The following is a 24,144-nucleotide window of genomic DNA, read 5'->3' on the forward strand; positions in this document are numbered from 1 at the left end:
AGCAAGGCGTCAGCCAACGTGACGGACGCCGCGTGGAACACTTCAACAATCAGGCAATACGCGCGGCTTCGTCGAACGAAAGCCGCGGCAGGCGCGGGAAGATGCCGGACGGGTCGCCATAGCCCAGATTGACGAGGAAATTGGACTTGATGGCGGTGCCGGCAAAAAACGCTTCATCCACCTTCGCCGGGTCGAAGCCCGACATCGGGCCCGCATCCAATCCCAGCGCGCGTGCGGCGAGGATCAGATAGGCACCCTGCAGGCTGCCGTTGCGGAACGCAGCCTCGTGGCGGCCTTCGCGCGGGCCGTCAAACCAGGCCTTGGCATCGGTGTGGGGGAACAGGTAAGGCAGCTTCTCGTGGAAATCCAGGTCAAAACCAATGATCGCCGTGACCGGGGCAGCCAGGGTCTTGGCCAGGTTGCCCTCGGACAGGGCCGGTGCCAGCTTCTGCTTGGCTTCGGCCGATTTGACGAACACGAAGCGCGCCGGGCTGGCGTTGGCGGAGGTGGGTGCCCACTTCAGCAGGTCATACAGGGCGCGCAGCTGGCTGTCCTCGACCGGACGGTCCTGGAACGTGTTCTGGGTGCGAGCGGTGCGGAACAGCTGGTCAAGCGCGGCATCGTTGAAGATGTCGGACATGGAAACTCCGTGGTGAATTGGCTACGGTCGTGACATTGCACGGGTCGGCCCCGGACAATGACACGCCGATCAGAGGCCTCAGTGTAGAGCCCTCTGGCTGTTGCAACACCCAGCCTTACTGAAACGAATTAATGCCATACGCGAAACGATCGACGCTCCCATGGACGATCACCGACGGCCGCGCAGGCAACGTGCGCCAGGCGGTGGCGTTGGCGTCCGCGCTGGCGCTGGGCGGCCAGCAGCGCCTGCAACTGCTGCCACGGCCGCCGTGGCGCTGGCTGTCGCCGCGCCTGCTGCCGGGCGCTGCGCGGGGCTTTGGGCCGCAGTTCGCGCAGCTGGCCGGCAACCCTCCAGCGCTGGCGATTGGTTGCGGCCGGCAGGCGGCGGGCGCATTGCGGGTACTGGGCCAACGCGGCAGCCGCACCGTACAGATCCTCGACCCTCGTATTCCCCCGCGCCACTGGGACCTGCTGGTGGTGCCCGAACACGACCGCCTGCGCGCGGACAACGTGCTGACCCTGTTGGGCAGCCTCAACCCGGTCAGCGATGACTGGCTGGCCTGGGGCCGGGCCGCGTTCTCCAGCTTCGAGCAACTGCCAGGCCCGCGCACCGCCTTGCTGGTTGGCGGCCCCACCGATCACGCGCCGTGGCAGGACAACGACATCCAACCGCTGTTCGAGCAACTGGCGGCGCGTATCCGCGCCGAAGGCGGCAGCGTGTTGGCCACCACCTCACGGCGCACCCCAAAGCCGGTGACCGCCGCCCTGCTGCGGGCCTTCGATGACGTGCCCGGGGTGATCTGGGCAGATGGCGGCGACGGCTCAAATCCCTATGCCGGCCTGCTGGGCTGGGCCGACCGCATTGTCTGCACACCGGACTCGGTCAACCTGCTGTCGGAAGCCTGCGCCACCCGTGTGCCGGTCGGCGTGCTGCTGGGCCAGCGCTCGCAGGAACGGATGGCGCGCTTCCAGCAGGCCTTGCGGGAGCGAGGGCGGTTGCTGGATGGGCTGGCGGCGTTTGATGCTGACTTGAATCTCGCGGTTGAGCCATTGCGCGAGACCACCCGGATTGCGGCTGAGGTGAAGCTGCGCTTGGGGTTGTGAGCGTGGCTGTTGTCGCTGCGCTGCTTCCAACTGCGGCCCTCGACTTCGGTCCTGCCAAGGCAACGACAACAGCAACCGCAGCAGCAACGACAACAACCATGGCTAGCGCCTCCACCATCCCATGCCCGCCAATCGCCTAGAATGACCGCTGTTTTCTGATTGGAGCAGGCCCCATGCCTTCTTTTGACGTCGTATCCGAAGTTGACAAGCACGAGCTGACCAACGCCATCGACCAGGCCAACCGCGAGCTGTCCACCCGCTTCGATTTCAAGGGCGTGGCCGCAAGCTTCGAGCAGGATGGCGAGAAGCTGATCAAGCTCACCGCACCTACCGATTTCCAGCTCAAGCAGATGTCGGACATCCTCAAGCAGCGCCTGGCCGCGCGTAACATCGACTTCCGTTGCATGGAATTCGGCGACATCGAGACCAACCTGGGTGGCGCGCGCCAGCAGGTGACGGTCAAGCAGGGTATCGAGCAGAAGCTGGCCAAGCAGATCGCCGCCAAGATCAAGGAGTCCAAGATCAAGGTCGACACCCAGATCAACGGCGACAAGCTGCGCGTCAACGGCAAGAAGCGCGATGACCTGCAGGAAGTGATGGCGCTGCTGAAGAAGGGCGACTTCGAACAGCCGCTGCAGTTCGACAATTTCCGCGACTGATGTAAACCCGTTGCAGCAGGCTCAACCGGCCTGCTGCAGCTTGCGGTACAGGGTGGTGCGCGAAATACCCAGCTGACGTGCCGCGGCGCTGAGATTGCCAGCATGCGCAGCCACCGCTTCACGTACCGCCTGTACACCCTGCACACGCAACGAACTCGCCGCTGCCATCGCCACCGTCTGGGTACTGGCACGCGCGCGTACCGGCCCGCGCAGGTACTGCACCTGCAAGGCACTGTCCGCACGCAGCGGCACCCGATGTACCGGCCCGGCCTGCAACAGGCGGCGACGCTGGTGCACGCTGGCTTCGGCAAACACACCATCCAGGCTCATCAACGGCAGTGCGCCGCTGCGCGGCAGGCCAAGAAGGCGCCGCGCCACGCTGTTGGCGGCACGCAGCTGGCCGTCGTCGTCCACCGACAGCACGCCCTGTAGCGGCGTGCCCAACCAGCGCGCGTCGTGCTGCACGGCCAATAGATGACAATCGCGCTGTTGCTGGATCAGCTGGTTCTCAATCGACAATGCGGCCTGGCGAAAATAGCCACGCAGCAGTTCACTGTCGCGCTCACCGATGCCGGTGATATCCAATGCGCCCAGCACTTCGCCATCCGCGCCGTGCAGCGGCACGCTCAGGCAATACACTTTCGAGAATTCATCGAGGTAATGCTCGTTGCCGCGCACCAGCGCAGGTGCATCCTCGGCCAGCGCGCAGGACGGCGCGGTGGTGCCGATCTCGATCTCGCGCACGCGGCGCCCGACCTGGATAGGCCGCAGTATCGCCTCATCGCCCAGACCGTGTTCGCGCTGGGCGATGATCAGGCCATCACGGTTGACGCAGAACAGGGTCCAACGTCGGCCACCGAACGCCGCCCATAGGTCATCCATGTCCTGCCGCACACAGCGCGCAAGCAGGCGATCGGCCGGATCGTCCAGACGCAGCTTGCGCTGCGCCAACGATGAATACTGCGGCGCCTGTTGCGGGCGCACGCCAGCTTGCCGCGAGCGCTCCCAGGAACGCAGCACGGCCGGTGCCAGTAGTTGCGCAGGCAGGCTGCCGCCTTCCGCGAAGCGCTGTCGCGCTGCCGCCAGGCGTTGCTGCTGTTGCACGAGCGTGGTGGCCATGGGCGTCCTCCAGACAACTGCCCCAAGCCTACACCTCGCTCGCTGACTGGATCACCATCGCGGGCCAGCCCGGCCCGCGATGGTTTGTTCCATCAACCGATCTTGAGGATCGGCTTCAAGGTGATGCCCTTGGTGCTGTCCTCGGCCGCCTGGTTGATCTGCTCCAGCGGGTAGAACTTCACCAGCTTGTCGAACGGGAAGCGGCCCTGCTGGTACAGCTGTACCAGCTGCGGAATGAATACCTTGGGCACGCTGTCGCCTTCGACGATGCCACGGATGCTGCGCCCGCCCAGCAGCAGGTTGTTGACGTCGAACTCGGCCTTGGTGCCCAGCTTGGGCGCACCCACCACACCCATCACACCAAGTCCGCCCAACGCCTCGATGCCCTGCGCCAGTACCTCCGGGCGACCGGTCGATTCAAGCGCGAAGTCAGCGCCGCCGTCGGTGATAGCACGCACTGCTTCGACCACATCCACTTCGCGGCTGTTGATGGTGTGGGTGGCACCCAGCTCCTTGGCCAGCTCCAGCCGCGACGGCACCACGTCGATGGCGATGATGGTGGTCGCACCAGCCACACGCGCAGCCATCACCGCGCTCAGGCCAACCGCACCTGCGCCATAGGACGCAAAGCTGCTGCCGGCGCCAACCTTGAGCGAGTTGATCACCGCACCGGCACCGGTCTGGATGCCACAGCCCAACGGGCCAAGCAGCTCCAACGGCGCATCGACCGGCACCTTGATCGCATTGTTCTCGCGGCTCAGCGCATAGGTCGCAAACGAGGACTGGGCGAAGAAGTGGTCATGCAGCGGCTGACCTTGCGGGTCCTGGATGGCGGTGCTGCCATCCAGTTCACCACCGCCGAAATTCAGGCCGAAGAAATCCTTGCAGTAGGCACCATGCCCACCGCTGCAGGGATTGCAGTGGCCACAGGCACCGTAGGTGAGCACCACATGGTCGCCGACCTTCAGATCCTTGACGCCCGGACCCAGCGCTTCGATCACGCCCGCACCTTCGTGGCCGAGCACCGCCGGCAGCGGCACCGGGTAGTACTGGTCGCGCACGATCAGGTCGGTGTGGCACAGGCCGGTGGCAATCACCCGAACCAATACCTCGTCATCCTTGGGCCCACGGATGCGGGCGTTCTCGATGGTGAAAGGCTGTTCCTTCTCACGCACCACCGCCACGGTGATGTCACGCAGTTCTGCAGATGCACTCATGGGTTTCTCCTGTTCAGAGTGGATAGGCCGGGGCTTCGCCCTTGATGGTCAGCCATTGCCATTGGGTGAACTCTTCGATGTTGGCCGGGCCACCGATGCTGCTGCCATTGCCAGAGGCACCGACACCGCCAAACGGATTGATGACCTCGTCATTCACGGTCTGGTCGTTGATATGCAGGATGCCGGTGTGCAGCTGCTCGCCCAGCTTCAGGGCGCGGCCAACATTGCTGGAGACGATGGCCATCGACAGGCCGTACTCGGTTTCGTTGGCCAGCGCCGCGGCCTCTTCGTCGCTGTCGAACGGCACCACCACCGCCACCGGTGCGAAGATCTCTTCGCTGAAAGCAGGGTTGGTCCTGTTCACGCCACTGAGCACGGTCGGTTCAAAGAACAGGTCCTGGTAGCTGCCGCCGGTTTCCAGCGTTGCACCAGCCGCAGCGGCCTCGGCCACCACGCGCGCGGCATGATCGCGCTGCTGTGCGTTGATCAAGGGGCCCAGTGCGACATCGGCAAGCGCCGGATCACCAACGGTCAGTGATTGCGCCTTGGCGATGAGCTTCTCAAGGAACTGCGCATAGATGCCACGCTGGACCAGCACGCGGCCGGTGGCCATGCAGATCTGGCCCTGATGCAGATAGACGCCCCAGGCGGTATTGGCGATGGCCAGGTCGATATCGGCATCGTCGAGCACGATCAGCGCGTTCTTGCCGCCGAGTTCCAGCGACACTTTCTTCAGGTGCCGACCGGCTGCTTCACCAACCTTGCGACCAGCAGCAGTGGAGCCGGTGAACTGGATCATGGCGATATTGGGATCGCTGGTCAGCGCCGCACCCGCCGCGCCGTCGCCCGGCAACACGTGCAACACACCGGCCGGCAGCCCGGCCAGTTCAAACAGGCGTGCAATCACGAAGCCACCACATACAGCCGTGCGCGGATCGGGCTTGAGCACCACCGCATTGCCCAGCGCCAGCGCCGGCGCAACGGCACGCATCGCCAGGTACAGGGGGAAGTTGAACGGGGAGATCACGCCGACCACACCCAGCGGCCGACGTCGCGCCAGATTCAACCGGCCCGACGCCGACGGCAGGATCTCACCAACGCTGCGCGAAGGCAGCGCGGCGGCCCCGTGCAGGGCCTTGGTACTTACCTTGTTCTCGAAGCCGGCCTTGAGCCTGGTCGAACCGGACTCACGTACCAGCCAGTCGATGATCTCGGCCGCGTGTTCATCGGCCAGTTGCGCGGCGCGACGCAACACCTGCGCGCGGGTTTCATAAGGCGCGCTGGCCCAGTCACGCTGTGCCTTGGCAGCGGCGGCGGCCGAGCGCGCGATCTGCGCCGGGTCGGCCATCGCAATGCTGCCCAGCACCTTGCCGGTGGCCGGCTCGATCACATCCTGCTGGCTGCTGCCGGCCTGCCATTGACCATCAAACTGCTTGCCCGCCCATAGCGCGGGGGGAAGAAATACCTGTTCTGCCATTGCCTGTACTCCTAGCGTGGTCTGTGCCGACATTGAATACCTGCGCCCGGCCAGTGCCTATTAGCCTTCGGCAAGATCCTTGCAACCCGCTGAAACCATGGGGTTTTCCACAATGCACGGTGTCCAGTTTGTGGACAGTGAATGCCAGCCCGATGACAGCACGAGGGCAGCCGGCAGCGATGACCACTACAATCGCCTGCCCTGCCAGCCCGAGCGCCAGCCATGAACGAAGAAGCCGCCATCGATCCCATCGCCGTCACCCGCAACTGGGTGGAGAAGGCCGTGATCGGATTGAACCTGTGCCCGTTCGCCAAGGCGGTCTACGTCAAGCAGCAGGTACGCTTCGTGCTCAGCGATGCCAGCACTCCCGAGGCGCTGCTGGAGCAGTTGGCCGAGGAGCTGGTGTTGTTGCGCGACACCCCGGCCGAGCAGATCGATACCACGCTGATCATCCACCCGGACGTTCTGGAAGATTTCCTGGACTACAACGACTTCCTCGAGAACGCCGATGCGGCGGTGGAAGCCTTGGATCTGCAGGGCATCCTGCAGGTGGCCAGCTTCCACCCGCAGTATCAGTTCGCCGGTGCTGCCGCCGATGACGTCAGCAACTACACCAACCGTTCGCCCTACCCGACCCTGCACCTGCTGCGCGAAGACAGCGTCGAGCGTGCGGTGGCCGCGTTCCCGGACCCGGACGTGATCGTCGAGCGCAACATCGCCACGCTGGACAAGTTGGGCGTGGAAGGCTGGCACCGCGTGTTGGCGGGCGGTGAAGGCAACGCCTGAGAGATGACCTGTAGTGCCGAGCCATGCTCGGCAGAGGCCTTACCAGCAATGCTCAATGTAGTGCCGAGCCATGCTCGGCAGAGGCTTTACCGGTAATGCCAATGCCGAGCATGGCTCGGCACTACAGGTGAAGCGTTTGGCTGCGACATTGCTGGTAAGGCCTCTGCCGAGCATGGCTCGGCACTACCGTGAGACCTAGGCCGCGCTTACCGGCAGCCATTGCTGCAGCAGCTCGCGCACGTCGTGCAGCGAGGCGGTGATGTGGTGGCCATAGCCGCGCACTTCTTCGTCCGGCTCCAGCAGGTCTGGAATCTGGATGGTGGTCATGCCGGCCGCAAGGGCCGCACGCACGCCGGTTGGTGAGTCTTCCAATGCCAGGCAATGTGCGGGAGCGATGCCCAATCCGTGCGCGGCGTGCAGATAGATATCCGGCGCCGGCTTTGAATGGGCGACATCGCTGCTGGTGGCAACGAACTGGAAATACTGCAGCAAACCCGCCGCCTCCAGCTTGCGCTGGGCCAACGGTGAACGGGTGGCGGTGGCCACCGCGCGCGGGATGTCGTGCTCACGCAGCAGCTCCAGCAATTCGATGATGCCCGGCCGCAACGGTACGCCGGCATCGACGATGTCGGCATAACGCGCATAGGAGTCGGCCAACAACGCGTCGGTCCGTTGCATGCCCAGCACGTCGGCCAGCTTCTGCCGGGTGGTGGCATCGGAAGAGCCGATCAGGGACAGCAGCAGCGTATGCGGCAATGCATAGCCGTGATCCTGCGCGGTGCGCTCCAGGCAGCCCATCAGCGCGCGTTCGCTGTCCAGCATCAGGCCATCCATGTCGAACACCAGCGCCTGCGGACGGAACAGCAATTCCATCAGACCGGCTCTCCGAACAGTACGGCCAGATCAGCGGCATCGAGCTGACGCCATTGGCCTTCAGGCAGATCACCCAGACCCAGTCCACCAATGCGCGAACGGTGCAGCGCCTGCACGTGATTGCCCACCGCCGCGAACATGCGCCGCACCTGGTGATAACGTCCTTCGTGCAGGGTCAGACGTGCAGCGCGCGGGCCCAGCACTTCCAGCTCGGCCGGCAACAAGGGCTTGTCGTCCGATTCCAGCAACAGCGCGCCGCTGGCGAACTGCGCGGTCTCGTTGCCGCTCAGATCTTCCGCCAGCTGTGCTTCATAGACCTTGTCCAGCTTCGACTTCGGCGAGACGATGCGGTGCAGCAGCTGGCCGTCATCGGTCATCAGCAACATGCCCGAGGTGTCGCGATCGAGACGGCCAACGCTGGACAGCACCGGATCGCGGTCACGGAAGCGCTCCGGCAGCAGCTCATAGATCAGGCGACCGTGGTCCTTGGTGGAACAGGTGTATCCAGCCGGCTTGTGCAGCATCAGGATCAACCCCGGCGGCGGGTCCAGCACTTCGTCATCGATGCGGATGTTGTCGTGCTCGACCTTGTCGTCGGCATACAGCACATCACCCTGTGCATCGGTGATGCGGCCTTCGCGGAACATCATCTGTACCTGTTTGCGGCTGCCGTAACCGAGGTTGGCGATGTGCTTGACCAGCTTCATGCGCGGCCCCGGGTGCCGACGATGACCTTGAAGCCATCACGCTCGGCAGCAACCCGCACTTCACCGAAGCTCTCGGTGAGGATCTGCTCGTAGGGCAGATGGCGGTTGGCCACCATGAACAACTGACCGCCCGGACGCAGCGACTGCGCGGCCACGGCGATGAAGCGGCGGCCGATGTCGGGCCGGTCTTCGCGCGCCGGGGTGTGGAACGGCGGGTTGGAGACGATGAAGTCATAGCGACCATCAATGCCGGCGGTGACGTCCTGCCAGCGGAAATCCAGCTTCACCCGCTCGCCTGCGTCGGCCAGGTTGTGGCGGGCCAGCGCCAGCGCGCGCGCCTCGGCTTCGTACAGGTCCAGCGCGGTGACCTTGGGGCAGCGCGCCAGTACTTCGGTCGCCAGATAGCCCCAGCCAGCGCCCAGATCGGCACCACGGCCGGCCAGATCCGCCGGCAGCTGTTCCACCAGCAGGGCCGAGGCCGGATCGATGCGGTCCCAGGCGAACACACCGGGGCGGCTCAGGAAGCGGCCATCAACGATCTTGCGCGGTGCATCCAGTGCCGCCCAGCGCTTGTGCAAGGCCTCGTCGTGCTTGCCCTCGGCCGGTACCGACCAATACGCACGGCAGTGGTTCTTGGTCAGCGTGCCACCCAGCCCGGCCAGCTGTTGCAGGTCGCTTTCGCCGGAGCGGGCACCTTCGTTGTTGGACTGGCAGGCGAGGATGATGCCGCCCGGGGCCAGCTTGCCCAGTGCCTGCGCAAACAGCGCGCGGGCTTCGTCTCGCTGCCGCGGCGGCAGCACCAGCACCAGCGCGTAGCGTTCGTCGGACTGCTCCAACGCCTGCTCATCGCGCACTTCCCAGCCGCTGCGCTGCAGGGCGTCGGCAAACGGGCGGAAGCTCTGCGAACAGACCAGCTGCGAGGCATCTGCGTGCTCGCGCAACGACCAACCGTCCTGCGCGCGCAGGAACAGTACCGGCCCCTGCGGCCAGCGCAGACCAGCCTTGGAGAACGGGAGGAACAGGGTTTCCAACGGAGCGTCGTGCGCAGCAGGCATGCCGGTAATTCGTCTAGCAGGGCCGGCCATTCTACCGGGCCAGCCCCGCTCACCGGCCGCAGCCAGCTGAATGAGGCCTCGCGGCCGCGCTGGGTCAGGGTTCGGCGGCAGGCAGGTGCAGCACCTGGAGCACGCTGTCCAGCCAGATCACATGCTCCTGGCAGGCCCGCAACAGGTCTTCCAGGCGCACCGTGGCGTTCACCCCGGGCTGCTCGTTATGGTCGGCAAAGTGCTGCAATGCCGGCTGTGCGGTGACGGTGCCGGCAACCCGGCTGCCGTCCTTGAGTACCAGCATTACCCGCGCCTGCTCAGGCAATTGGCCGAGCAGCGCCTCGAGCGATGCGATGAACATCGGGTCGGAATAAACGTGGGGCGCGTACAGGGGCATGGCAGCGTCCGCAGGTGAACGCCATCACATTAGCGCTTTTTCGCGTGAAACCCATGCAAAGAAATCAGCGCGGCAGGCGCGCGTCGCGGATTGCAGAAATCAGCTGGGTCACGCTGTAGGGCTTGGCCACATGCCCCTGGAACCCTGAGGAGAACGCACGGCGCCGATCATCGGCGCGGGCCAGCGCGGTCACCGCCACTGCTGGCAGCTCGTCGGCAGCCACACCCAGGGTTTGCCGCAAGGTGTGGATAAGGCCGTAGCCATCCATGCCCGGCATGCCGATATCACTGATCAATACATCGAAGGCGGTATGCCCGCGCAGGTCCAGCAGCTCCAGCGCTTCGGCAGCGGTATTGGCGGTAACCACGGACGCGCCCTGCTCTTCCAGCAAGCGACGGATGTAGCCCAGCATGTCGACCTGGTCTTCCACCGCCAACACGCGCAGGCCCTGCAAGGCATTGGGTACCAGCACCTGCTCGCCGATGCGCCCACGCTGTACCCGTCGCCGCGGGTGGCTGACCGCCTTCTGTGCCTGGAACTCCGGCAGGCGCACGCGGAAGGTGGAGCCGCGCCCGGCACCGGCACTGGCGGCCGACACGGTGCCGCCATGCAGCTCGGTCAACTGCTGGACGATGGCCAGGCCCAAGCCCAGGCCACCGTGGCGGCGGGTGGTGGTGCTGTCTGCCTGGCTGAAGCGGCTGAAAAGATGCTCGAGGAATTCCGGCGCAATGCCGTCGCCGTCATCCTTGATCTGCACCACCAGATGCCCGGCCTCATGCAGCAGGCTGACCTCGATCCGCCCTTCCACCGGGGTGAACTTGATCGCATTGGACAGCAGGTTGCCCAGGATCTGCTGCAGGCGGGTGGCATCACCGAGCACCGGTTGCGGCAACTCGGGCAATTCGACCAGCATCGTCTGCGCCTTGCCCTCGACCACCAGCTCCTGCGCGCGCACGGCTTCACGCACCTGCTCGACCAGATCCAGCACTTCCACTTCCAGCTGCACCTTGCCCAGCAACATGCTGCTCAGGTCGAGCATGTCCGACATCAGGTGCTTCTGCGTCATCGCGCTGCTGGCGATCACTTCCATGCCACGCCGCATCGGATGATCGGGCTCCATCCGCTGCAGCAATAACTCGCTCCAGCCCAGCACGGTGGTCAGCGGCGTGCGCAGCTCGTGCGAAAGCGTGGCGAGAAACTCATCCTTCATCCGCGCCATGCCTTCGGCCGCGTTGCGCGCCACGCGCTCGGCGGTAAGCAGGTCTTCGCGGGCCATTTCGACCTCGCGGCGCTCGGTGATGTCCGGGCTGTTGCCGGCCAGGCCGATGAAGCGCCCATCTGCCGAAAAACGCGGAACCGCGTTCATTTCCAACCAGCGCCATTGCCCGTCATGGCGGCGCACACGGGTATTGGTGTGCAGCTCGCTGCGCTCGGCAAGGGCGGCCTGCAGCTGGAACTGGAACGAAGCGAGTTCATCCGGGTGCAGCAGCCGCTGCCAGGGATCCGCGCCCAGCTCCTGATCCGGATGCAGCCCGAAGAAGGTAAAGAACGCGGCATTGACGAAGCGCAGCTGGCCTTGATCGTCCAGCACCCATACCGGCATCGGCAGGCCATCGGCCAGGGCGCTGAAGCGTGCCTCGCTTTCGGCCAACTCGGTTTCAATGCGCTTGCGGGCGGAGATATCGAACAGGAACACCGCCACCTGGTGTTTGTCCGGCCTGCCGATGCGTACCGCTTCCACCGAGTACCAGCGCGCCGGTGCCGACACCTCACGCTCGAACTGGCTGATGCCACCATCGCTCAGCACCTTGGCAAAGGCCTGGAACCAGTCCGCTTCCATTGCCGGCACCACCTCGCTGGCACGACGACCAGTGACATTGCTCAGCCCGGTCACCCTCTGGAAACCGGCGTTGACCTTGCGGTAGATGAAATCGACCGCGACACCACCGTCAAACACCAGCTCGATCACGCAGAAGCCACTGGCCACCGCATTGAATACCTCCCGATAGAGGCTGGAGCTATCCAGATCCTCTTCGTCCAGAGACAGCAACGAAAGGTGTGAGTCCGGGTTGGGAGCGGGCATTGTCGGGAGGGAGCAGGTAGCGGCAAAGAAGGAGGTGGACGCCGGGGAGTCTGGGCGATGGCCGATCCACACCCCGTGATGATGAACCATCGTGCAATCCAACGTAGCCCGCCTCGGGCCATTCATTGCAGCGTATGCGTATCGGCTTCACACTTCGCTCATCGAAGTCCCCAGGAGTACGTAATGAAAACCCTGACCATTACCGGACTTGCCCTGGCCTGCCTGCTGGCCGTCGGCGCCGCCGAAGCCAAGCCGCGTACTGTTACCGACCCCGAGGCACCGCGTGCCCTGAGTGTCGAAGGCCCGGTACAGGTGCAATGGACCGATCCAACCCAATTCACCGAACTGCGCTACAGCCGCAACCGTTGGGATGCCGAGCGCGGTAACTGGGTGGAGACCCTGGCCGAGTACCTGCGCACGCAGGCGAGCAAGCAGTTGCCGCCCGGACAGAAGCTGGATGTGACCATCACCGACATCAAACGTGCCGGTGATTACGAGCCATGGCATGGCCCGCGCCTGGATGACGTGCGCGTGATGCGCGATATCTACCCGCCGCGCATCACCCTGCAGTTCACCTTGACCGACGCCAATGGCCAGGTCATCGACCAGGGCGAGCGCAAGCTCTCCGATAGCGGCTACCTGCTCAACAGCAGCCTGCCCAACAACACCGACCCGCTGCGTTATGAAAAGCGCCTGCTCAATGACTGGGTGCGGCGTGAGCTGCAGAGTGATCGCAGTACTGCCGGGCTGTAATTCGCAATTGATGGATGGAAACAGAAAGGGCCGCAATGCGGCCCTTTTTTTTCATCTGTAGTGCCGAGCCATGCTCGGCAGAGGCTCTATCGGTAACGCCCCTGCCGAGCATGGCTCGGCACTACCTGATCCCGCAGACGCGTTACGCCGACAGATACACCCGCGGGGTGCGCTTCAGGCTGCACGGCAAGCGATAGGCGCTGGTATTGCAGCGCGGTGCCAACTCCGAGATGGTCGGTGCATTGCCCCACAACTGCACGATGCTGCCGCGTGCGGCCTGCGGGTGATCGGTCAGGTCAACGGTGAGCATGTCCATCGATACCCGGCCGATCAAACGACCAGGAACGCCATCGATCAGCACCGGCGTGCCATTGGGTGCGAACTGCGGATAGCCATCGGCATAGCCCATCGCCACCACGCCCACGCGCGTTGGCTTTTCAGCAACAAAACGCGCGCCGTAACCCAGCGGTTCGCCGACGGCGAGTTCACGCACCGCGATCACCCGCGACTGCAGGGTCATCACCGGGCGCAGCTGCGCGGCGTGCGGGCTGGGCTGCGGGTACAGCGGATCGGCACCGTACAACATCAGCCCCGGGCGTACCCAGTCACTGCGCACGTCAGGCCAGCCCAACAGCGCCGGCGAATTGCACAGGCTGGTTTCACCGGCCAAACCTTCGGTGGCACGGACGAAAACATCGAGCTGTTCGCGGGTGCGGTTGCTGTCCAGCTCATCGGCACGTGCCAGGTGGGTCATCAGCACCAGCGGGCCGACCTGCGGCAATGCAGTCAGGCGTGCGTGTGCGTCGCGGAATTCCTCCGGCGACAAACCCAGCCGGTGCATGCCGCTGTCCAGCTTGAGCCAGATGCGCAACGTGGCATCGGTCTTGAATGCCTCCACCGCTTCCAGCTGCCACGTCGTAGCCACCACCACCCAGAAATCGTGCTCGACGATCAACGGCAGTTCGGCCGCGTCGAAGAAGCCTTCCATCAGCAGGATCGGGCCACGGATACCCGCTTGGCGCAGTTCCAGCGCTTCTTCGATGCAGGCCACGCCGAAACCATCGGCCTCGTCCTGCAGCGCGCGTGCGCAGTTCACCGCACCGTGGCCGTAGGCATCGGCCTTGATGATCGCCAAGGCCTTGCCACCGCCCAACTGGCGAGCCAGCCGGTAGTTGTGGCGCAGTGCGTCCAGGTCGATCAGTGCCTGTGCCGGACGCATCAGTGCTGGCCCTTGCCGTAACGGAAGATATCCAGGCCTTCCGTGCTGATCTGCGGCTTCTTGCCGCTCATCAGATCGGCCAGGTAACGGCCCGAACCCGCCGCCATGGTCCAGCCCAGGGTGCCGTGGCCGGTATTGAGGAACAGGTTGCGATATGGCGTTGCGCCGATCACCGGGGTGCCGTCCGGCGTAGCCGGGCGCAGGCCGGTCCAGAAGCTGGCCTTCGACAGATCGCCGCCGTCCGGATACAGATCCTTGACCACCTTCTCCAGCGTGGCGCGACGACGCGGCTCCAGCGACAGGTCGAAACCGGCCACCTCGGCCATGCCGCCAACGCGGATGCGGTCCTCGAAGCGGGTGATGGCGATCTTGTAGCTCTCGTCGAGGATGGTCGAATTCGGTGCCATCGCCGCATCGGTGATCGGCAGGGTCAGCGAGTAACCCTTAAGCGGATACACCGGCAGCTGCATGCCCAGCGGGGCCAGCAGTTGCGGCGAGTAGCTGCCCAGCGCGAGCACGTAGTGATCGGCAGTCTCGAGCTTGCCATTGATGCGCACGCCGGTGATGCGGTCACCATCGGTCTGGATCGAGGCGATGTCCTGGTCGAAGCGGAACTCGACACCGGCCGCTTCAGCCAACGCCGCCAGCTTGGTGGTGAACATCTGGCAATCGCCGGTCTGGTCCTCGGGCAGGCGCAGCGCGCCGACCAGCATCTCGGTCTTGCCTGCCAGCGCCGGCTCGACCCGGGCGATGCCCTGGCGGTCCAGCACTTCGTAGGGCACGCCGTATTCGCGCAGCACCTGGATGTCCTGCGCGGCGGCATCCAGCTGCTGCTGGGTGCGGAACAACTGGGTGGTGCCGAGCTGGCGGCCTTCGTAGTCGATGCCGGTGGCGGCGCGCAGCTCGTTGATGCAATCGCGGCTGTAATCGGACACCCGCACCATGCGCGCCTTGTTGACCGCGTAGCGGGCCGAGGTGCAGTTGCGCAGCATCTGCCACAGCCAGCGGTACTGGTTGAGGTCGCCGGTCGGACGGATGGCCAGCGGCGCATGCTCCTCGAACAACCACTTGACCGCCTTCAGCGGCACGCCTGGCGCCGCCCACGGTGAGGTATAGCCGAAGGACAGCTGTCCAGCGTTGGCGAAGCTGGTTTCCAGCGCCGGCGCCGGCTGCCGATCCACCACGGTGACCTCAAAGCCGGCCTGCCGTAGATACCAGGCACTGGTCGTGCCGATCACACCGCTGCCAAGCACCAGAACGCGCATTTTCATTCTCCGGACCACATCATTCCCTGCGCTCGGGGCAGCAGGGGCTAGGAACCGCGCAGTATATTCACGGTCAAGCAGTTGTTTTCCCTGTATTAGCTTGCCGAATCAGGTTAATTTCCCGTTTCGTTCATCAAAAGCAGAGCCGCCATGGCCACCCGCAGCCGCGAACTGGACAAGATCGACCGCAAGATCCTGCGCATCCTGCAGCAGGAGGGCCGCATCTCCTTCACCGAGCTGGGCGAACGCGTCGGCCTGTCGACCACGCCCTGCACCGAGCGCGTGCGCCGGCTGGAGCGCGAAGGGGTGATCACCGGCTACTACGCGCGGCTGGACCCGTCCTCGGTGAAAGCCAGCCTGCTGGTGTTCGTGGAGATCAGCCTGGCCTACAAATCCGGCGACATCTTCGAGGAATTCCGGCGTGCGGCGCTGAAGCTGCCCAACGTACTGGAATGCCATTTGATGTCCGGTGATTTCGATTATCTGCTCAAGGCACGCATCAACGAAATGGCCTCCTACCGCAAGCTGTTGGGCAGCACCCTGCTGACCTTGCCGCACGTGCGTGAATCGAAAAGCTACATCGTGATGGAAGAAGTAAAAGAGACCCTGTGCCTGCCCATCGAGTAGTGCCGAGCCACGCTCGGCAGCACGCCCCCTCCGTTTGGCCTCAGGCCAAAGGGAGCGCTGGGGAGGGGGGCTTTTGAGCCCCCTCCCTTTGGCCGCAGGCCAAGGGGAGGGTTGGGGAGGGGTCGCTTTTGACTTTGGCTTGGAATGCCCCTTGCCGAGCATGGCTCGGCATTACGCGGATGCTCTATCGGTACGGCCCTTGCCGAGCATGGCTCGGCACTACGGTGTGCTAGCGCGTGCCTGCCGGCGGCGGCACCACCTGCTGCCCCAAGCCGCTGGGCACGGTGTCGTAATAGCGATTGGTGCGTGTATCCAACACCCGGCCCGGGCTGGTCTGGCGCATGTGCGGCGCAGGCTGGCCCTTGCTGTCGTAGATCGGGCGCACGGGCTGCGGCGGCTGGGTGATCGGCTTCACTTTCGGAGCCGGCTTGGGCTTGGTGACGGGCCGTGGCGGCAGCCGCACAGCCTCCTCCCGCGGATCGGTGGGCACCGTTACCGGCTGCCGGGACGACGGCGGTAGCGTCACCGGACGCGTTGCAGTCGGTGACGGTGGCTGCTGCAGCTGTGCGTGAGCGAACAACGGCACGAACGCCAGCACTGCCAGCGCCAGATACGCCATCGGTCTCATCTGCATCTCCCGTTCCTGCATGCGCTGAGCATGCGCCGGCCCAGCTTGCGCCGCCATGAATGCGCCCTTGGACTGGCCCCTGCCCGCCCCTACCATTGATACCTGTCCCACGGATGCCACGCGATGACTGCCTTCGACCTGACCCCTCCCAGTTCCACCCAACGTGATGCCCTGATCGCCGGGCTCAGCAGCGAAGAGCAGCGCGTGCTGTTGCAGCACGGCACCGAGGCACCGTTCTGTGGCGTGTTCCTGGATAACAAGCGTGATGGCGTCTACTGCTGCCGCCTGTGCGCACTGCCACTGTTCCGCTCCAGCACCAAGTTCGATTCGGGCACCGGCTGGCCGAGCTTCTTCGCCCCGTTCGATCCGGCCCATGTGCGCGAGATCCGCGACATCAGCCACGGCATGATCCGCACCGAGATCGTCTGCGCGCGTTGCGGCAGCCATCTCGGCCATGTGTTCCCGGATGGCCCACCGCCGACCTTTGAACGGCATTGCCTGAACTCAGTATCGCTGGGCTTTGTAGAGAATGGCCAGCCCTACCCGGACCCGCTGCAGCGTGGTGGTGCCGAGGCAGCGCCGGCAGCGTAGTCGCAGCACCTGTAGTGCCGAGCCATGCTCGGCAGAAGCGTTACCGGTAAAACCCCAGCCGAGCATGGCTCGGCTCTACAGGGGATGGCTTCCTGGTAAAGCCTCAGCCGAGCATGGCTCGGCACTACAGGAGCCGCCCGGCTCTACAGATTTTCCGCTGACGGCCGACAACGGGATATCCCCATCCGTTGTCTGCTCCCATGCTCATCATCGTTGGCCTGCTCGTTGTCATCTTCGCTGTCCTGGGCGGCTACGTCGGTGCGCATGGCCGTCTGGCCGCGCTCTGGCAGCCCTACGAACTGGTCATCATCGGCGGCGCTGCGCTGGGTGCGTTCCTGATCGCCACGCCACTCAAGACCGTCAAGCAGACCCTGCGCGCAACCGTCAGCGTGTTCAAAGGCCCGCAGTACAAGCGCCAGGACTATCTGGACGTGCTCAGCCTGCTCTACGAACTGCTCAACAAGGCGCGCCGCGAAGGCTTCATGGCGCTGGAAGAACACGTCGAGAATCCGCAGGAAAGCGCGGTGTTCGCCAACTACCCGAAAGTGCAGTCCGACCACCACCTGCTGGACTTCATCACCGACTGCCTGCGGCTGATGATCGGCTCCAACATCGAGCCGCATGAGCTGGAACCGCTGCTCGAGCTGGAGCTGGAAAAGCACCACCACGAGGCGCTGGAACCTGCGCACGTACTCAACAAGGTCGCCGACGGCCTGCCTGGCTTCGGTATCGTCGCGGCGGTGCTGGGCATCGTCATCACCATGGGCGCGATCGGCGGCGACATCAAGGAAGTCGGCGCGCACGTGGCTGGTGCCCTGGTCGGCACCTTCCTCGGCATTCTGCTCGGCTATGGCTTCATCGGCCCGCTGGCGGCGGCGGTGGAAGCCCGCGCCGAGCAGGACGCACGCATCTACGAATCGGTGAAGACTGCGCTGCTGGCCTGCCTGCGTGGCTACAACCCGAAGATCGCGCTTGAGTTCGCCCGCAAGACCGTGCCGTCGGCGCTGCGTCCGGGCTTCAGCGAGTTCGAACAGCACCTGAAGTCGGTCAAGTAAGGCGCGTGCCATGACCGAGACCAAGCCCACGGTAATCGTTCGCCGGGTGAAAAAAGTCCAGGGCGGCGGCCACCACGGCGGTTCGTGGAAGGTGGCCTACGCCGACTTCGTCACTGCGATGATGGCCTTCTTCCTGGTGTTGTGGCTGATGGCAGCCACCACCAAGCCCGAGCGCGCGGCGATCTCCGAATATTTCCGCAACCCCAGCCCGCTGGCCGGCAGCAGCAGTACCCCAGCACCAGGCATGGCCGGGCCTGGCGGCGCCAGCACCTCGATGATCAAGCTGGGCGGTGCCACCGACGTGTCGCGCGGCAACAGCAACGATCCCTTCCAGAACCGTCAGGAAGCGGTGCCGACGCCGGTGCAGGAACGCGAACGCGACAAGCAGCGGCTGGAAGCACTGAAGCAGGAGCTGCAGGAAGCGATCAGCAAGAGCCAGGCGCTGGAGCCGTTCAAGGACCAGCTGCTGCTGGACATCACCCCGGAAGGCCTGCGCATCCAGATCGTGGACAAGCAGAACCGGCCAATGTTCGACCTCGGCAGTGCGCGCCTGATGCCGTACACCAAGACGATCCTGCTGGAGCTGTCGCACTTCATCAACCAGGTGCCCAACCACATCAGCCTCACCGGCCACACCGACACCACCGCCTATTCCACCCAGCTGGGCTACGGCAACTGGGAGCTTAGTGCGGACCGTGCCAACGCGGCGCGCCGCACCTTGCTGGAGGGCGGCATGGAGGAAGTGAAGGTCGCACGCGTGGTCGGACTGGCGTCGTCAGCACTGTTTGACAAGGCCAACCCGCAGAACCCGATCAACCGCCGCATCAGCATCGTGGTGATGACCAAGGAAGCCGAAGCCGCCGCGCTCAACGAGACCGCGACGCTGGCCTTGCCACCGCCGAACGCTGCCGTGGCGATAGATGTGGTGCCGACAGTGGCGGATTGAGGGCGGTGTTTGTCGCTGCGAGCTGACGGCCTTACCCCTACCCAACCCTCCCCTTGCCTGCGGCAAAGGGAGGGGGCTGTTTCTACAATCTGCCGAAATCCTGCCGTCGCCAGGCTTCTGCCCCCACCCTTTCGCACAGCGAAGGGGTCGGTTGGGGAGGGGTAAGCTTCGACTGATCAAACGCCAAACCGGCTTGGCGCCTACAATAGGCATCGTTTTCAATCAGCCGAACCTCATGTCCAAGCTCTCCAAAGCCAAGCGCGACAAGCGCAAGAAGCAGGCCCCGCGCCGCCCGTTCGCCCGCCTGAACGCCCAGCAGCCGGTCCAGAACCACGCCGTCCTGGTCAACGAAGAAGGCCAGGTCGTGGCCGCCATCGGCCTGCAGGGCACCGAATGGCTGCTGGCCATCGGTGGCCAGACCATGGGCAATGCCGACAACCCCGTGCCGATGCTGGCCATGCTCAAGCACCTGGCCAATGTGCAGGAGAAGGAAGGCCGCAAGGTCACGCTGGAGTATTCCGCAGCACTGCAGCAGATGATCGACGACCTGGCCGCCGACGAAGGCAAGACCGCCGACGATTACCTGGCCGGCCTGGTTGCCGAGTTCGAAGGCGTCGAAGGCGAAGAAGCTGCCGAAGCGGCTGCTGATGACGTTGTCGCGATTGCCGAAGAAGTGCCGGCCGACGACGACAAGTCCAAGGCCTGAGCCCAAGCCCGGACGTGACGGTTTATATCGACGATGCGGTACATCCCTGGCGCGGCGAGCGTTGGGCGCATCTGATGGCCGACACCTTGCCCGAGCTGCATGCTTTGGCGCAGCAGCTCGGGATTCCGCGCAGGGCTTTCCAGAACCGCCCCAGCGGCGTGCACTACGATGTGCCTGCCCCGTTGCGTGAGCAGGCGATTGCGCTGGGTGCGCAGGCGATATCGCGGCACACCGATCGCGCGCAGATGCGCCGGGTGATTGCCAATGCACGGGCGTTGTACCAGCCCTGATAGATGCACCGTAGTGCCGAGCCATGCTCGGCAGAAGCTTCACCGGTAAAGCCCTGCCGAGCATGGCTCGGCACTACATGTTGGTCTATCGGTAGAGCCCCTTGCCGAGCATGGCTCGGCACTACCGTTGCGTTGCTGCGGGCTCAGAACGGGTCGCTGCCCGGGCGCACTTCCACACCCAGCAACGAGCACAACGCCAGCATCGCTTCATCGTCGCGGCTCAGTGCCACCCAACCGGCGTAGGCGTCGCCACCGGTATTCCAGTTCCAGACCGTGTAACCGTGCTCGCGCAGGCGGTCATGGGCGGTGGTCATCAGGGTGGGTACGTCGAGGTCGTCGGTGAAGTCTTCGTCGTCGAAGTCACCGCCCCAGGCGATATCCAGGTTCCAGCGCGCTGCCATTTCGTCCAGTGCGGCGACGAAGGAATCGGTGTCCTTCCAGTCCACGTAGAAACCTGAACGCCAGTCGATGGCATCCTTCAGGTCCCACAGCCATTGCTCGTCGGTGGCGTCTTCCTCGTTACCCGCGCGCGCCTCGCGCCAGGCATCGAACTGCTGCAGCGCTGCGTCCTCGTCACCGGGATTGATCAGCCACAGCAGGTTCCAGACCCGCGCCGGATGGTCGTCTTCGTCGAAGTCCGGTTGCAGTTCGTCAGAGTCTTCGTAATCGGCGCTGTTGTCAGGCATGAGGCGGTTTCCACTACGTAATGCCGCGCATTCTGCCGCCAGCAGCGTGCCAGCGAAAGCCTTGGCACGCCACAGCGGTTATCCTTGCGCCCCGAAGAGGGCCACGGTGGCCTTCACTGAAGCATTGATATGAGCGATACCCCTCCCGATCATCTGGCGGTCAACCCGCAGAGCCCGTTCCACAATGCCGAAGCGCTGCAGCGCGGCGTCGGCGTGCGTTTCAACGGCATCGAGCGTGATGACGTGGAAGAGTATTCCGTGCAGGAAGGCTGGATCCGCGTACAGGCCGGCAAGGCCCGCGACCGCCGCGGCAACCCGATGACCTTGAAGATCAAGGGTTCGGTTGAGCCGTATTTTCTTGAGTTGAAGAACGTTTAAGAGCTTAAGAGCCTACCCTCACCCCAACCCCTCTCCCGCACGCGGGAGAGGGGCTAAAGCGGGATGGCTTGCGCTCTGAAAGCCCCTCTCCCGCCTGCGGGAGAGGGGTTGGGGTGAGGGGAAGCTCCTAGCTAAAGAACCCCAAAACCACCCTCAATCCCGCTGCCGCGTCTCCAGCAGATCCAGATTGCGGATCATCTTGCGCGCGATCTCATCGGATACCTGCCCGCGCCGGGTCAGCCGGAACAGCTCCTCGCGCTCGGCGTTCAAGCCGGCCGAACGCAGGCTGCGATAGGCCTGTTCCATGCGTCGCACCTTTTCCGGGTCTTCATCCGGGCCCTGCCCTTTCTCCAGATTGCGCTGGTACAGCAGGCTCACCCGCGCCGCAGCATCGTTCAGCAGCTGCACGGCACCGGTGGACTGGCCTTCCACCAAGGCCTGGCGCGCCTTCTCCACCGCCGCCAGGGCAGCCTTGGACGAGGCCCTGCGGGCCAGGTCTTCCTCGCGCCGGCTGTCGTCGTCCTTGGGCAGCTCCAGGCCCTTGAGCAGCCGCGGCAGCATCAGGCTGGCGCCGACCAGCGATACCAGGATCACCGCTGCGGCAAGGAAGATCACCAGATCGCGGGCCGGGAACGGCTCGCCGCCAGGCACCATCAAGGGCAGGGTCAGCACGCCGGCCAAGGTGATCGCACCACGCACGCCGGCCACCGACATCGCCAACACCACCCGCCAAGGCGTGCTGGCCTCTTTTTCGCCACGCATCCGCGCCCGCAGCAGGTTCCAACGCAGCGACAGCCACACCCAGGCCAGGCGCAGCACCACCAGCACGGCATTGATCGCCAGCACATAGACCAGCAGCCACCACGCACTGTGATGGCCGGTCTCCGACATGGTCTCGATCGCGCGCTCGACAATGCCCGGCAACTGTTCGCCCAGCAGCACGAAGATGATGCCGTTGAAGCTGAACTGCACCATGTTCCAGACCGCATTGCGCTGCACGCGCATGCTGCCGCTGATGCGGCCGGTCAACTCCACGTAACTCATGGTCACGCCCGCGGCCACCGCGGCGAGGATGCCCGATGCATGCAGTTCTTCCGCCAGCAGGTAGGCGGCAAACGGGATCAACAGGTTGACCAGCAGCGCCGCGCCCGGCTCCTCACCGAAGCTGCGCCACAACCAGCGCTGGAAGGTGGACACGCTCCAGGTCACCGCCACGCCAATCGCCAGGCCAGCGAACGCCACCCACAGGAAGGTCAGCGAGGCCTCTGCCAACGAGAACGAACCGGTCATCACCGCCGCCACCGCGAAGCGGAAACAGACCAGGCCGGAGGCGTCGTTCAACAGCGACTCGCCTTCCAGGATGTGCATCAGCCGCTTGGGAATCGGCACGCGCGAAGCGATGGCGCCGACCGCCACCGGATCGGTCGGCGAGATGATCGCCGCCAACGCGAATGCCACCGCCAACGGCATCGACGGAATCATCCAGTGGATCAGCAGGCCGGCACCGATCACGGTGAACACCACCAGCCCGAACGCCAACTCCAGGATCGCGCCCTTGTCACGGAACAGGCCCTGCTTGGGAATACGCCAACCGTCGAGGAACAGCAGCGGTGGCAGGAACAGCAGGAAGAACATGTCCGGCTCAAGCGCATGGCCGCGATTGAACACGCCAGCGATCAGCGCACCCAGGCCGATCTGCACCAGCGGCAACGGCAATGAGAAGGGGAGGATTCTTACCAGATAGCCACTGGCGACAACCGCCACCAGCATCGCCAGAACTACTTCAATCGTGTGCATGCCCGTTCCACGGATTCACTACCGCGGCAGCAGGCTGCCGACACTGGCAGTGGCGGATGAATACCTTGGAAATTACCACAGCAATCAGGCAATGCAGTTGTCGATGTGTTCGATCACTGCCCGCAAGCGCGCCACTGGAACCAGCACATCCACTGTTTCGGCAGCATCCACGCGCACTCCGTCCGCGCGAAATCACTCAGCGTGCAGCGCGGGTTCCTGCGCTGCACGCCGACCTGTCACCCGCAGCCTTCAATCACGCCTCGCCATCAAAGCGGTAGATGTCCATGGCCAGGAAGCCCATGTCGATACCGGCATCAATCCGCTGCGCGCCGAGCTGGTCGCTGCCGGCCGCGCCCATCGCGAAATACAACGGCAGTAGATGCTCGTCGGTGGGGTGCGCCTGCGCCGCGAATGGCGCCTGCCGGCGGTAGTCGAGCATGGCCGGCACATCATTGGCCTCCAGCTTCTGTTCCACCCACTGGATGAAGGGACGCACATAAGCCGCCTCCTTGCCGTCCTGGTAATTACGCCATTCGTGCAGGTTGTGGGTGATGCTGCCCGAGCCGACCAGCAGCACGCCCTGCTCGCGCAGCGGCGCCAAGGCGCGGCCCATCGCAAACTGGTGCGCTGGCCCAAGCGACGGCTGGATCGACACCTGCAACACCGGGATATCGGCCTGCGGATAGAGATAGCGCAGCGGCACCCAGGCGCCATGATCGAGCCCGCGCTGCGGGTCGATGCCCGGCTGCAGGCCGGCTTCGGCCAGCCGCTGGGCAACCTCCTGGGCCAACGCCGGGGCACCCGGTGCCGGGTATTGCAGCTGATACAACTCGTCCGGGAAACCACCGAAATCATGGATGGTTTCCGGCTGTGCCGCCGCCGACACCCGTGGCGTACGCCCCAGCCAGTGCGCCGAGGCCATGACGATGGCCCGCGGCCGCTGCATCCCGGCAGCCAGTTCGGCCAGGCGCGGGCCAACCAGCCCCGGCTGCAGGGCGGTCATCGGTGAACCATGCGAGATGTAGAGGGAAGGCAGCCTGCTGCTCATCGTGAACTCCCTGACGGGGTTTGGAGAGTGCACAGGTTATTGCCGGGA

Annotated in this window: 26 protein-coding genes; 11 read left to right on the plus strand and 15 right to left on the minus strand. The window is 64.7% G+C overall.

The features are described from left to right. Positions 1 to 49: 49 nt before the first annotated feature. On the minus strand, positions 50 to 640 hold the full coding sequence (locus Q5Z11_RS17970; protein ID WP_282272292.1) for a malonic semialdehyde reductase: 591 nt from the start codon (positions 638 to 640) through the stop codon (positions 50 to 52). Positions 641 to 771: 131 nt separating this feature from the next. Between Q5Z11_RS17970 and Q5Z11_RS17975 the strand changes: the two genes are divergently transcribed. Continuing rightward, complete coding sequence (locus tag Q5Z11_RS17975) at positions 772 to 1,743, plus strand: mitochondrial fission ELM1 family protein (RefSeq protein ID WP_303747661.1); 972 nt, start codon at positions 772 to 774, stop codon at positions 1,741 to 1,743. A 173-nt stretch (positions 1,744 to 1,916) separates the two neighbouring features. Further along, on the plus strand, positions 1,917 to 2,402 hold the full coding sequence (locus Q5Z11_RS17980; protein ID WP_293705345.1) for a YajQ family cyclic di-GMP-binding protein: 486 nt from the start codon (positions 1,917 to 1,919) through the stop codon (positions 2,400 to 2,402). 21 nt (positions 2,403 to 2,423) lie between these two features. Here the strand turns inward: Q5Z11_RS17980 and Q5Z11_RS17985 are convergent, their stop codons facing one another. The 3 genes from Q5Z11_RS17985 to Q5Z11_RS17995 form a co-directional block, all read right to left on the minus strand. After that, entirely contained in the window at positions 2,424 to 3,521 is a 1,098-nt protein-coding gene (locus Q5Z11_RS17985; RefSeq protein ID WP_303747662.1) for a helix-turn-helix domain-containing protein, read from the minus strand. Positions 3,522 to 3,613: 92 nt separating this feature from the next. Further along, a complete protein-coding gene (locus Q5Z11_RS17990) occupies positions 3,614 to 4,738 on the minus strand; it encodes an NAD(P)-dependent alcohol dehydrogenase (protein WP_303747663.1) in 1,125 nt (374 codons plus the stop codon). 13 nt (positions 4,739 to 4,751) lie between these two features. Next, a complete protein-coding gene (locus tag Q5Z11_RS17995; RefSeq protein ID WP_303747664.1) occupies positions 4,752 to 6,215 on the minus strand; it encodes a benzaldehyde dehydrogenase in 1,464 nt (487 codons plus the stop codon). A gap of 222 nt (positions 6,216 to 6,437) precedes the next feature. Between Q5Z11_RS17995 and Q5Z11_RS18000 the strand changes: the two genes are divergently transcribed. Continuing rightward, entirely contained in the window at positions 6,438 to 7,001 is a 564-nt protein-coding gene (locus Q5Z11_RS18000) for a DUF1415 domain-containing protein (protein ID WP_303747665.1), read from the plus strand. 195 nt (positions 7,002 to 7,196) lie between these two features. Here the strand turns inward: Q5Z11_RS18000 and Q5Z11_RS18005 are convergent, their stop codons facing one another. From Q5Z11_RS18005 to Q5Z11_RS18025, 5 genes are all read right to left on the minus strand, one after another. Beyond that, entirely contained in the window at positions 7,197 to 7,874 is a 678-nt protein-coding gene (locus tag Q5Z11_RS18005) for an HAD family hydrolase (protein ID WP_303747666.1), read from the minus strand. Further along, positions 7,874 to 8,581 carry a pseudouridine synthase gene (locus Q5Z11_RS18010; RefSeq protein WP_303747667.1) on the minus strand — a complete coding sequence of 236 codons (708 nt, stop codon included), beginning with the start codon at positions 8,579 to 8,581 and terminating at the stop codon, positions 7,874 to 7,876. The genes Q5Z11_RS18005 and Q5Z11_RS18010 overlap by 1 nt, the downstream gene beginning before the upstream one ends. Continuing rightward, positions 8,578 to 9,636 carry a class I SAM-dependent methyltransferase gene (locus Q5Z11_RS18015; RefSeq protein ID WP_303747668.1) on the minus strand — a complete coding sequence of 353 codons (1,059 nt, stop codon included), beginning with the start codon at positions 9,634 to 9,636 and terminating at the stop codon, positions 8,578 to 8,580. Before Q5Z11_RS18015 ends, Q5Z11_RS18010 begins: the two co-directional genes overlap by 4 nt. A gap of 94 nt (positions 9,637 to 9,730) precedes the next feature. After that, on the minus strand, positions 9,731 to 10,024 hold the full coding sequence (locus Q5Z11_RS18020) for a DUF3247 family protein (RefSeq protein ID WP_303747669.1): 294 nt from the start codon (positions 10,022 to 10,024) through the stop codon (positions 9,731 to 9,733). Positions 10,025 to 10,088: 64 nt separating this feature from the next. After that, complete coding sequence (locus Q5Z11_RS18025; RefSeq protein ID WP_303747670.1) at positions 10,089 to 12,107, minus strand: ATP-binding response regulator; 2,019 nt, start codon at positions 12,105 to 12,107, stop codon at positions 10,089 to 10,091. 183 nt (positions 12,108 to 12,290) lie between these two features. Here Q5Z11_RS18025 and Q5Z11_RS18030 point away from each other — a divergent pair, with 183 nt between their 5' ends. After that, positions 12,291 to 12,860 (plus strand): DUF3016 domain-containing protein, encoded by a 570-nt coding sequence (locus tag Q5Z11_RS18030; RefSeq protein WP_303747671.1) that lies wholly within the window; start codon positions 12,291 to 12,293, stop codon positions 12,858 to 12,860. A 142-nt stretch (positions 12,861 to 13,002) separates the two neighbouring features. On the opposite strand, the gene alr is transcribed toward Q5Z11_RS18030, so the two are convergent. Then, entirely contained in the window at positions 13,003 to 14,079 is a 1,077-nt protein-coding gene (gene alr, locus Q5Z11_RS18035; RefSeq protein WP_303747672.1) for an alanine racemase, read from the minus strand. Continuing rightward, entirely contained in the window at positions 14,079 to 15,344 is a 1,266-nt protein-coding gene (locus Q5Z11_RS18040) for a D-amino acid dehydrogenase (RefSeq protein ID WP_303750083.1), read from the minus strand. The genes alr and Q5Z11_RS18040 overlap by 1 nt, the downstream gene beginning before the upstream one ends. Before the next feature lie 150 nt (positions 15,345 to 15,494). Between Q5Z11_RS18040 and Q5Z11_RS18045 the strand changes: the two genes are divergently transcribed. Beyond that, on the plus strand, positions 15,495 to 15,971 hold the full coding sequence (locus Q5Z11_RS18045; protein WP_303747673.1) for a winged helix-turn-helix transcriptional regulator: 477 nt from the start codon (positions 15,495 to 15,497) through the stop codon (positions 15,969 to 15,971). 229 nt (positions 15,972 to 16,200) lie between these two features. On the opposite strand, the gene Q5Z11_RS18050 is transcribed toward Q5Z11_RS18045, so the two are convergent. After that, on the minus strand, positions 16,201 to 16,605 hold the full coding sequence (locus Q5Z11_RS18050) for a classical arabinogalactan protein 4 (protein ID WP_303747674.1): 405 nt from the start codon (positions 16,603 to 16,605) through the stop codon (positions 16,201 to 16,203). A 117-nt stretch (positions 16,606 to 16,722) separates the two neighbouring features. On the opposite strand from Q5Z11_RS18050, the gene msrB reads away from it, so the two are divergent. The 5 genes from msrB (at position 16,723) to Q5Z11_RS18075 (ending at position 20,187) form a co-directional block, all read left to right on the plus strand. Continuing rightward, entirely contained in the window at positions 16,723 to 17,190 is a 468-nt protein-coding gene (msrB, locus tag Q5Z11_RS18055) for a peptide-methionine (R)-S-oxide reductase MsrB (RefSeq protein WP_303747675.1), read from the plus strand. Positions 17,191 to 17,390: 200 nt separating this feature from the next. After that, entirely contained in the window at positions 17,391 to 18,245 is an 855-nt protein-coding gene (gene motA, locus Q5Z11_RS18060; RefSeq protein ID WP_303747676.1) for a flagellar motor stator protein MotA, read from the plus strand. Positions 18,246 to 18,255: 10 nt separating this feature from the next. After that, positions 18,256 to 19,191 carry a flagellar motor protein MotB gene (gene motB, locus Q5Z11_RS18065; RefSeq protein ID WP_303747677.1) on the plus strand — a complete coding sequence of 312 codons (936 nt, stop codon included), beginning with the start codon at positions 18,256 to 18,258 and terminating at the stop codon, positions 19,189 to 19,191. A 235-nt stretch (positions 19,192 to 19,426) separates the two neighbouring features. Next, positions 19,427 to 19,897 (plus strand): hypothetical protein, encoded by a 471-nt coding sequence (locus Q5Z11_RS18070; protein ID WP_303747678.1) that lies wholly within the window; start codon positions 19,427 to 19,429, stop codon positions 19,895 to 19,897. A gap of 14 nt (positions 19,898 to 19,911) precedes the next feature. Further along, positions 19,912 to 20,187 (plus strand): DUF4031 domain-containing protein, encoded by a 276-nt coding sequence (locus Q5Z11_RS18075; RefSeq protein WP_303747680.1) that lies wholly within the window; start codon positions 19,912 to 19,914, stop codon positions 20,185 to 20,187. A gap of 143 nt (positions 20,188 to 20,330) precedes the next feature. Here the strand turns inward: Q5Z11_RS18075 and Q5Z11_RS18080 are convergent, their stop codons facing one another. Beyond that, on the minus strand, positions 20,331 to 20,873 hold the full coding sequence (locus Q5Z11_RS18080; RefSeq protein ID WP_303747681.1) for a DUF6630 family protein: 543 nt from the start codon (positions 20,871 to 20,873) through the stop codon (positions 20,331 to 20,333). 129 nt (positions 20,874 to 21,002) lie between these two features. Between Q5Z11_RS18080 and Q5Z11_RS18085 the strand changes: the two genes are divergently transcribed. Next, positions 21,003 to 21,251, plus strand: a complete 249-nt coding sequence (locus Q5Z11_RS18085; RefSeq protein WP_303747682.1) for a DUF3297 family protein — start codon at positions 21,003 to 21,005, stop codon at positions 21,249 to 21,251. A gap of 153 nt (positions 21,252 to 21,404) precedes the next feature. Here Q5Z11_RS18085 and Q5Z11_RS18090 read toward each other — a convergent pair whose 3' ends face one another. Both Q5Z11_RS18090 and Q5Z11_RS18095 read right to left on the minus strand, forming a co-directional pair. Further along, positions 21,405 to 23,048 (minus strand): Na+/H+ antiporter, encoded by a 1,644-nt coding sequence (locus Q5Z11_RS18090; protein WP_303747683.1) that lies wholly within the window; start codon positions 23,046 to 23,048, stop codon positions 21,405 to 21,407. A gap of 253 nt (positions 23,049 to 23,301) precedes the next feature. Beyond that, the gene (locus Q5Z11_RS18095; RefSeq protein ID WP_303747684.1) at positions 23,302 to 24,096 is read right to left on the minus strand and encodes a DODA-type extradiol aromatic ring-opening family dioxygenase; all 795 of its coding nucleotides are present in this window, start codon (positions 24,094 to 24,096) and stop codon (positions 23,302 to 23,304) included. Positions 24,097 to 24,144 lie beyond the last annotated feature (48 nt).

Origin of the sequence: Stenotrophomonas sp. 610A2 (assembly GCF_030549615.1) — a bacterium.
Taxonomy (GTDB): Bacteria; Pseudomonadota; Gammaproteobacteria; order Xanthomonadales; family Xanthomonadaceae; genus Stenotrophomonas; species Stenotrophomonas pigmentata.

What these genes read in the sequence shown, in the direction of transcription:
- Q5Z11_RS18040 (WP_303750083.1), bottom strand. Translation starts at nt 15,344, where the DNA reads ATGCGCGTTCTGGTGCTTGGCAGCGGTGTGATCGGCACGACCAGTGCC.
- Q5Z11_RS18080 (WP_303747681.1), bottom strand. Translation starts at nt 20,873, where the DNA reads ATGCCTGACAACAGCGCCGATTACGAAGACTCTGACGAACTGCAACCG.
- Q5Z11_RS17985 (WP_303747662.1), bottom strand. Translation starts at nt 3,521, where the DNA reads ATGGCCACCACGCTCGTGCAACAGCAGCAACGCCTGGCGGCAGCGCGA.
- motB (WP_303747677.1), top strand. Translation starts at nt 18,256, where the DNA reads ATGACCGAGACCAAGCCCACGGTAATCGTTCGCCGGGTGAAAAAAGTC.
- Q5Z11_RS18005 (WP_303747666.1), bottom strand. Translation starts at nt 7,874, where the DNA reads ATGGAATTGCTGTTCCGTCCGCAGGCGCTGGTGTTCGACATGGATGGC.
- Q5Z11_RS17975 (WP_303747661.1), top strand. Translation starts at nt 772, where the DNA reads ATGCCATACGCGAAACGATCGACGCTCCCATGGACGATCACCGACGGC.
- Q5Z11_RS18030 (WP_303747671.1), top strand. Translation starts at nt 12,291, where the DNA reads ATGAAAACCCTGACCATTACCGGACTTGCCCTGGCCTGCCTGCTGGCC.
- alr (WP_303747672.1), bottom strand. Translation starts at nt 14,079, where the DNA reads ATGCGTCCGGCACAGGCACTGATCGACCTGGACGCACTGCGCCACAAC.
- Q5Z11_RS17970 (WP_282272292.1), bottom strand. Translation starts at nt 640, where the DNA reads ATGTCCGACATCTTCAACGATGCCGCGCTTGACCAGCTGTTCCGCACC.
- Q5Z11_RS18000 (WP_303747665.1), top strand. Translation starts at nt 6,438, where the DNA reads ATGAACGAAGAAGCCGCCATCGATCCCATCGCCGTCACCCGCAACTGG.
- Q5Z11_RS18070 (WP_303747678.1), top strand. Translation starts at nt 19,427, where the DNA reads ATGTCCAAGCTCTCCAAAGCCAAGCGCGACAAGCGCAAGAAGCAGGCC.
- motA (WP_303747676.1), top strand. Translation starts at nt 17,391, where the DNA reads ATGCTCATCATCGTTGGCCTGCTCGTTGTCATCTTCGCTGTCCTGGGC.
- Q5Z11_RS18010 (WP_303747667.1), bottom strand. Translation starts at nt 8,581, where the DNA reads ATGAAGCTGGTCAAGCACATCGCCAACCTCGGTTACGGCAGCCGCAAA.
- msrB (WP_303747675.1), top strand. Translation starts at nt 16,723, where the DNA reads ATGACTGCCTTCGACCTGACCCCTCCCAGTTCCACCCAACGTGATGCC.
- Q5Z11_RS18045 (WP_303747673.1), top strand. Translation starts at nt 15,495, where the DNA reads ATGGCCACCCGCAGCCGCGAACTGGACAAGATCGACCGCAAGATCCTG.
- Q5Z11_RS18025 (WP_303747670.1), bottom strand. Translation starts at nt 12,107, where the DNA reads ATGCCCGCTCCCAACCCGGACTCACACCTTTCGTTGCTGTCTCTGGAC.
- Q5Z11_RS18015 (WP_303747668.1), bottom strand. Translation starts at nt 9,636, where the DNA reads ATGCCTGCTGCGCACGACGCTCCGTTGGAAACCCTGTTCCTCCCGTTC.
- Q5Z11_RS18020 (WP_303747669.1), bottom strand. Translation starts at nt 10,024, where the DNA reads ATGCCCCTGTACGCGCCCCACGTTTATTCCGACCCGATGTTCATCGCA.
- Q5Z11_RS17980 (WP_293705345.1), top strand. Translation starts at nt 1,917, where the DNA reads ATGCCTTCTTTTGACGTCGTATCCGAAGTTGACAAGCACGAGCTGACC.
- Q5Z11_RS18050 (WP_303747674.1), bottom strand. Translation starts at nt 16,605, where the DNA reads ATGCAGATGAGACCGATGGCGTATCTGGCGCTGGCAGTGCTGGCGTTC.
- Q5Z11_RS18085 (WP_303747682.1), top strand. Translation starts at nt 21,003, where the DNA reads ATGAGCGATACCCCTCCCGATCATCTGGCGGTCAACCCGCAGAGCCCG.
- Q5Z11_RS18090 (WP_303747683.1), bottom strand. Translation starts at nt 23,048, where the DNA reads ATGCACACGATTGAAGTAGTTCTGGCGATGCTGGTGGCGGTTGTCGCC.
- Q5Z11_RS18095 (WP_303747684.1), bottom strand. Translation starts at nt 24,096, where the DNA reads ATGAGCAGCAGGCTGCCTTCCCTCTACATCTCGCATGGTTCACCGATG.
- Q5Z11_RS17990 (WP_303747663.1), bottom strand. Translation starts at nt 4,738, where the DNA reads ATGAGTGCATCTGCAGAACTGCGTGACATCACCGTGGCGGTGGTGCGT.
- Q5Z11_RS17995 (WP_303747664.1), bottom strand. Translation starts at nt 6,215, where the DNA reads ATGGCAGAACAGGTATTTCTTCCCCCCGCGCTATGGGCGGGCAAGCAG.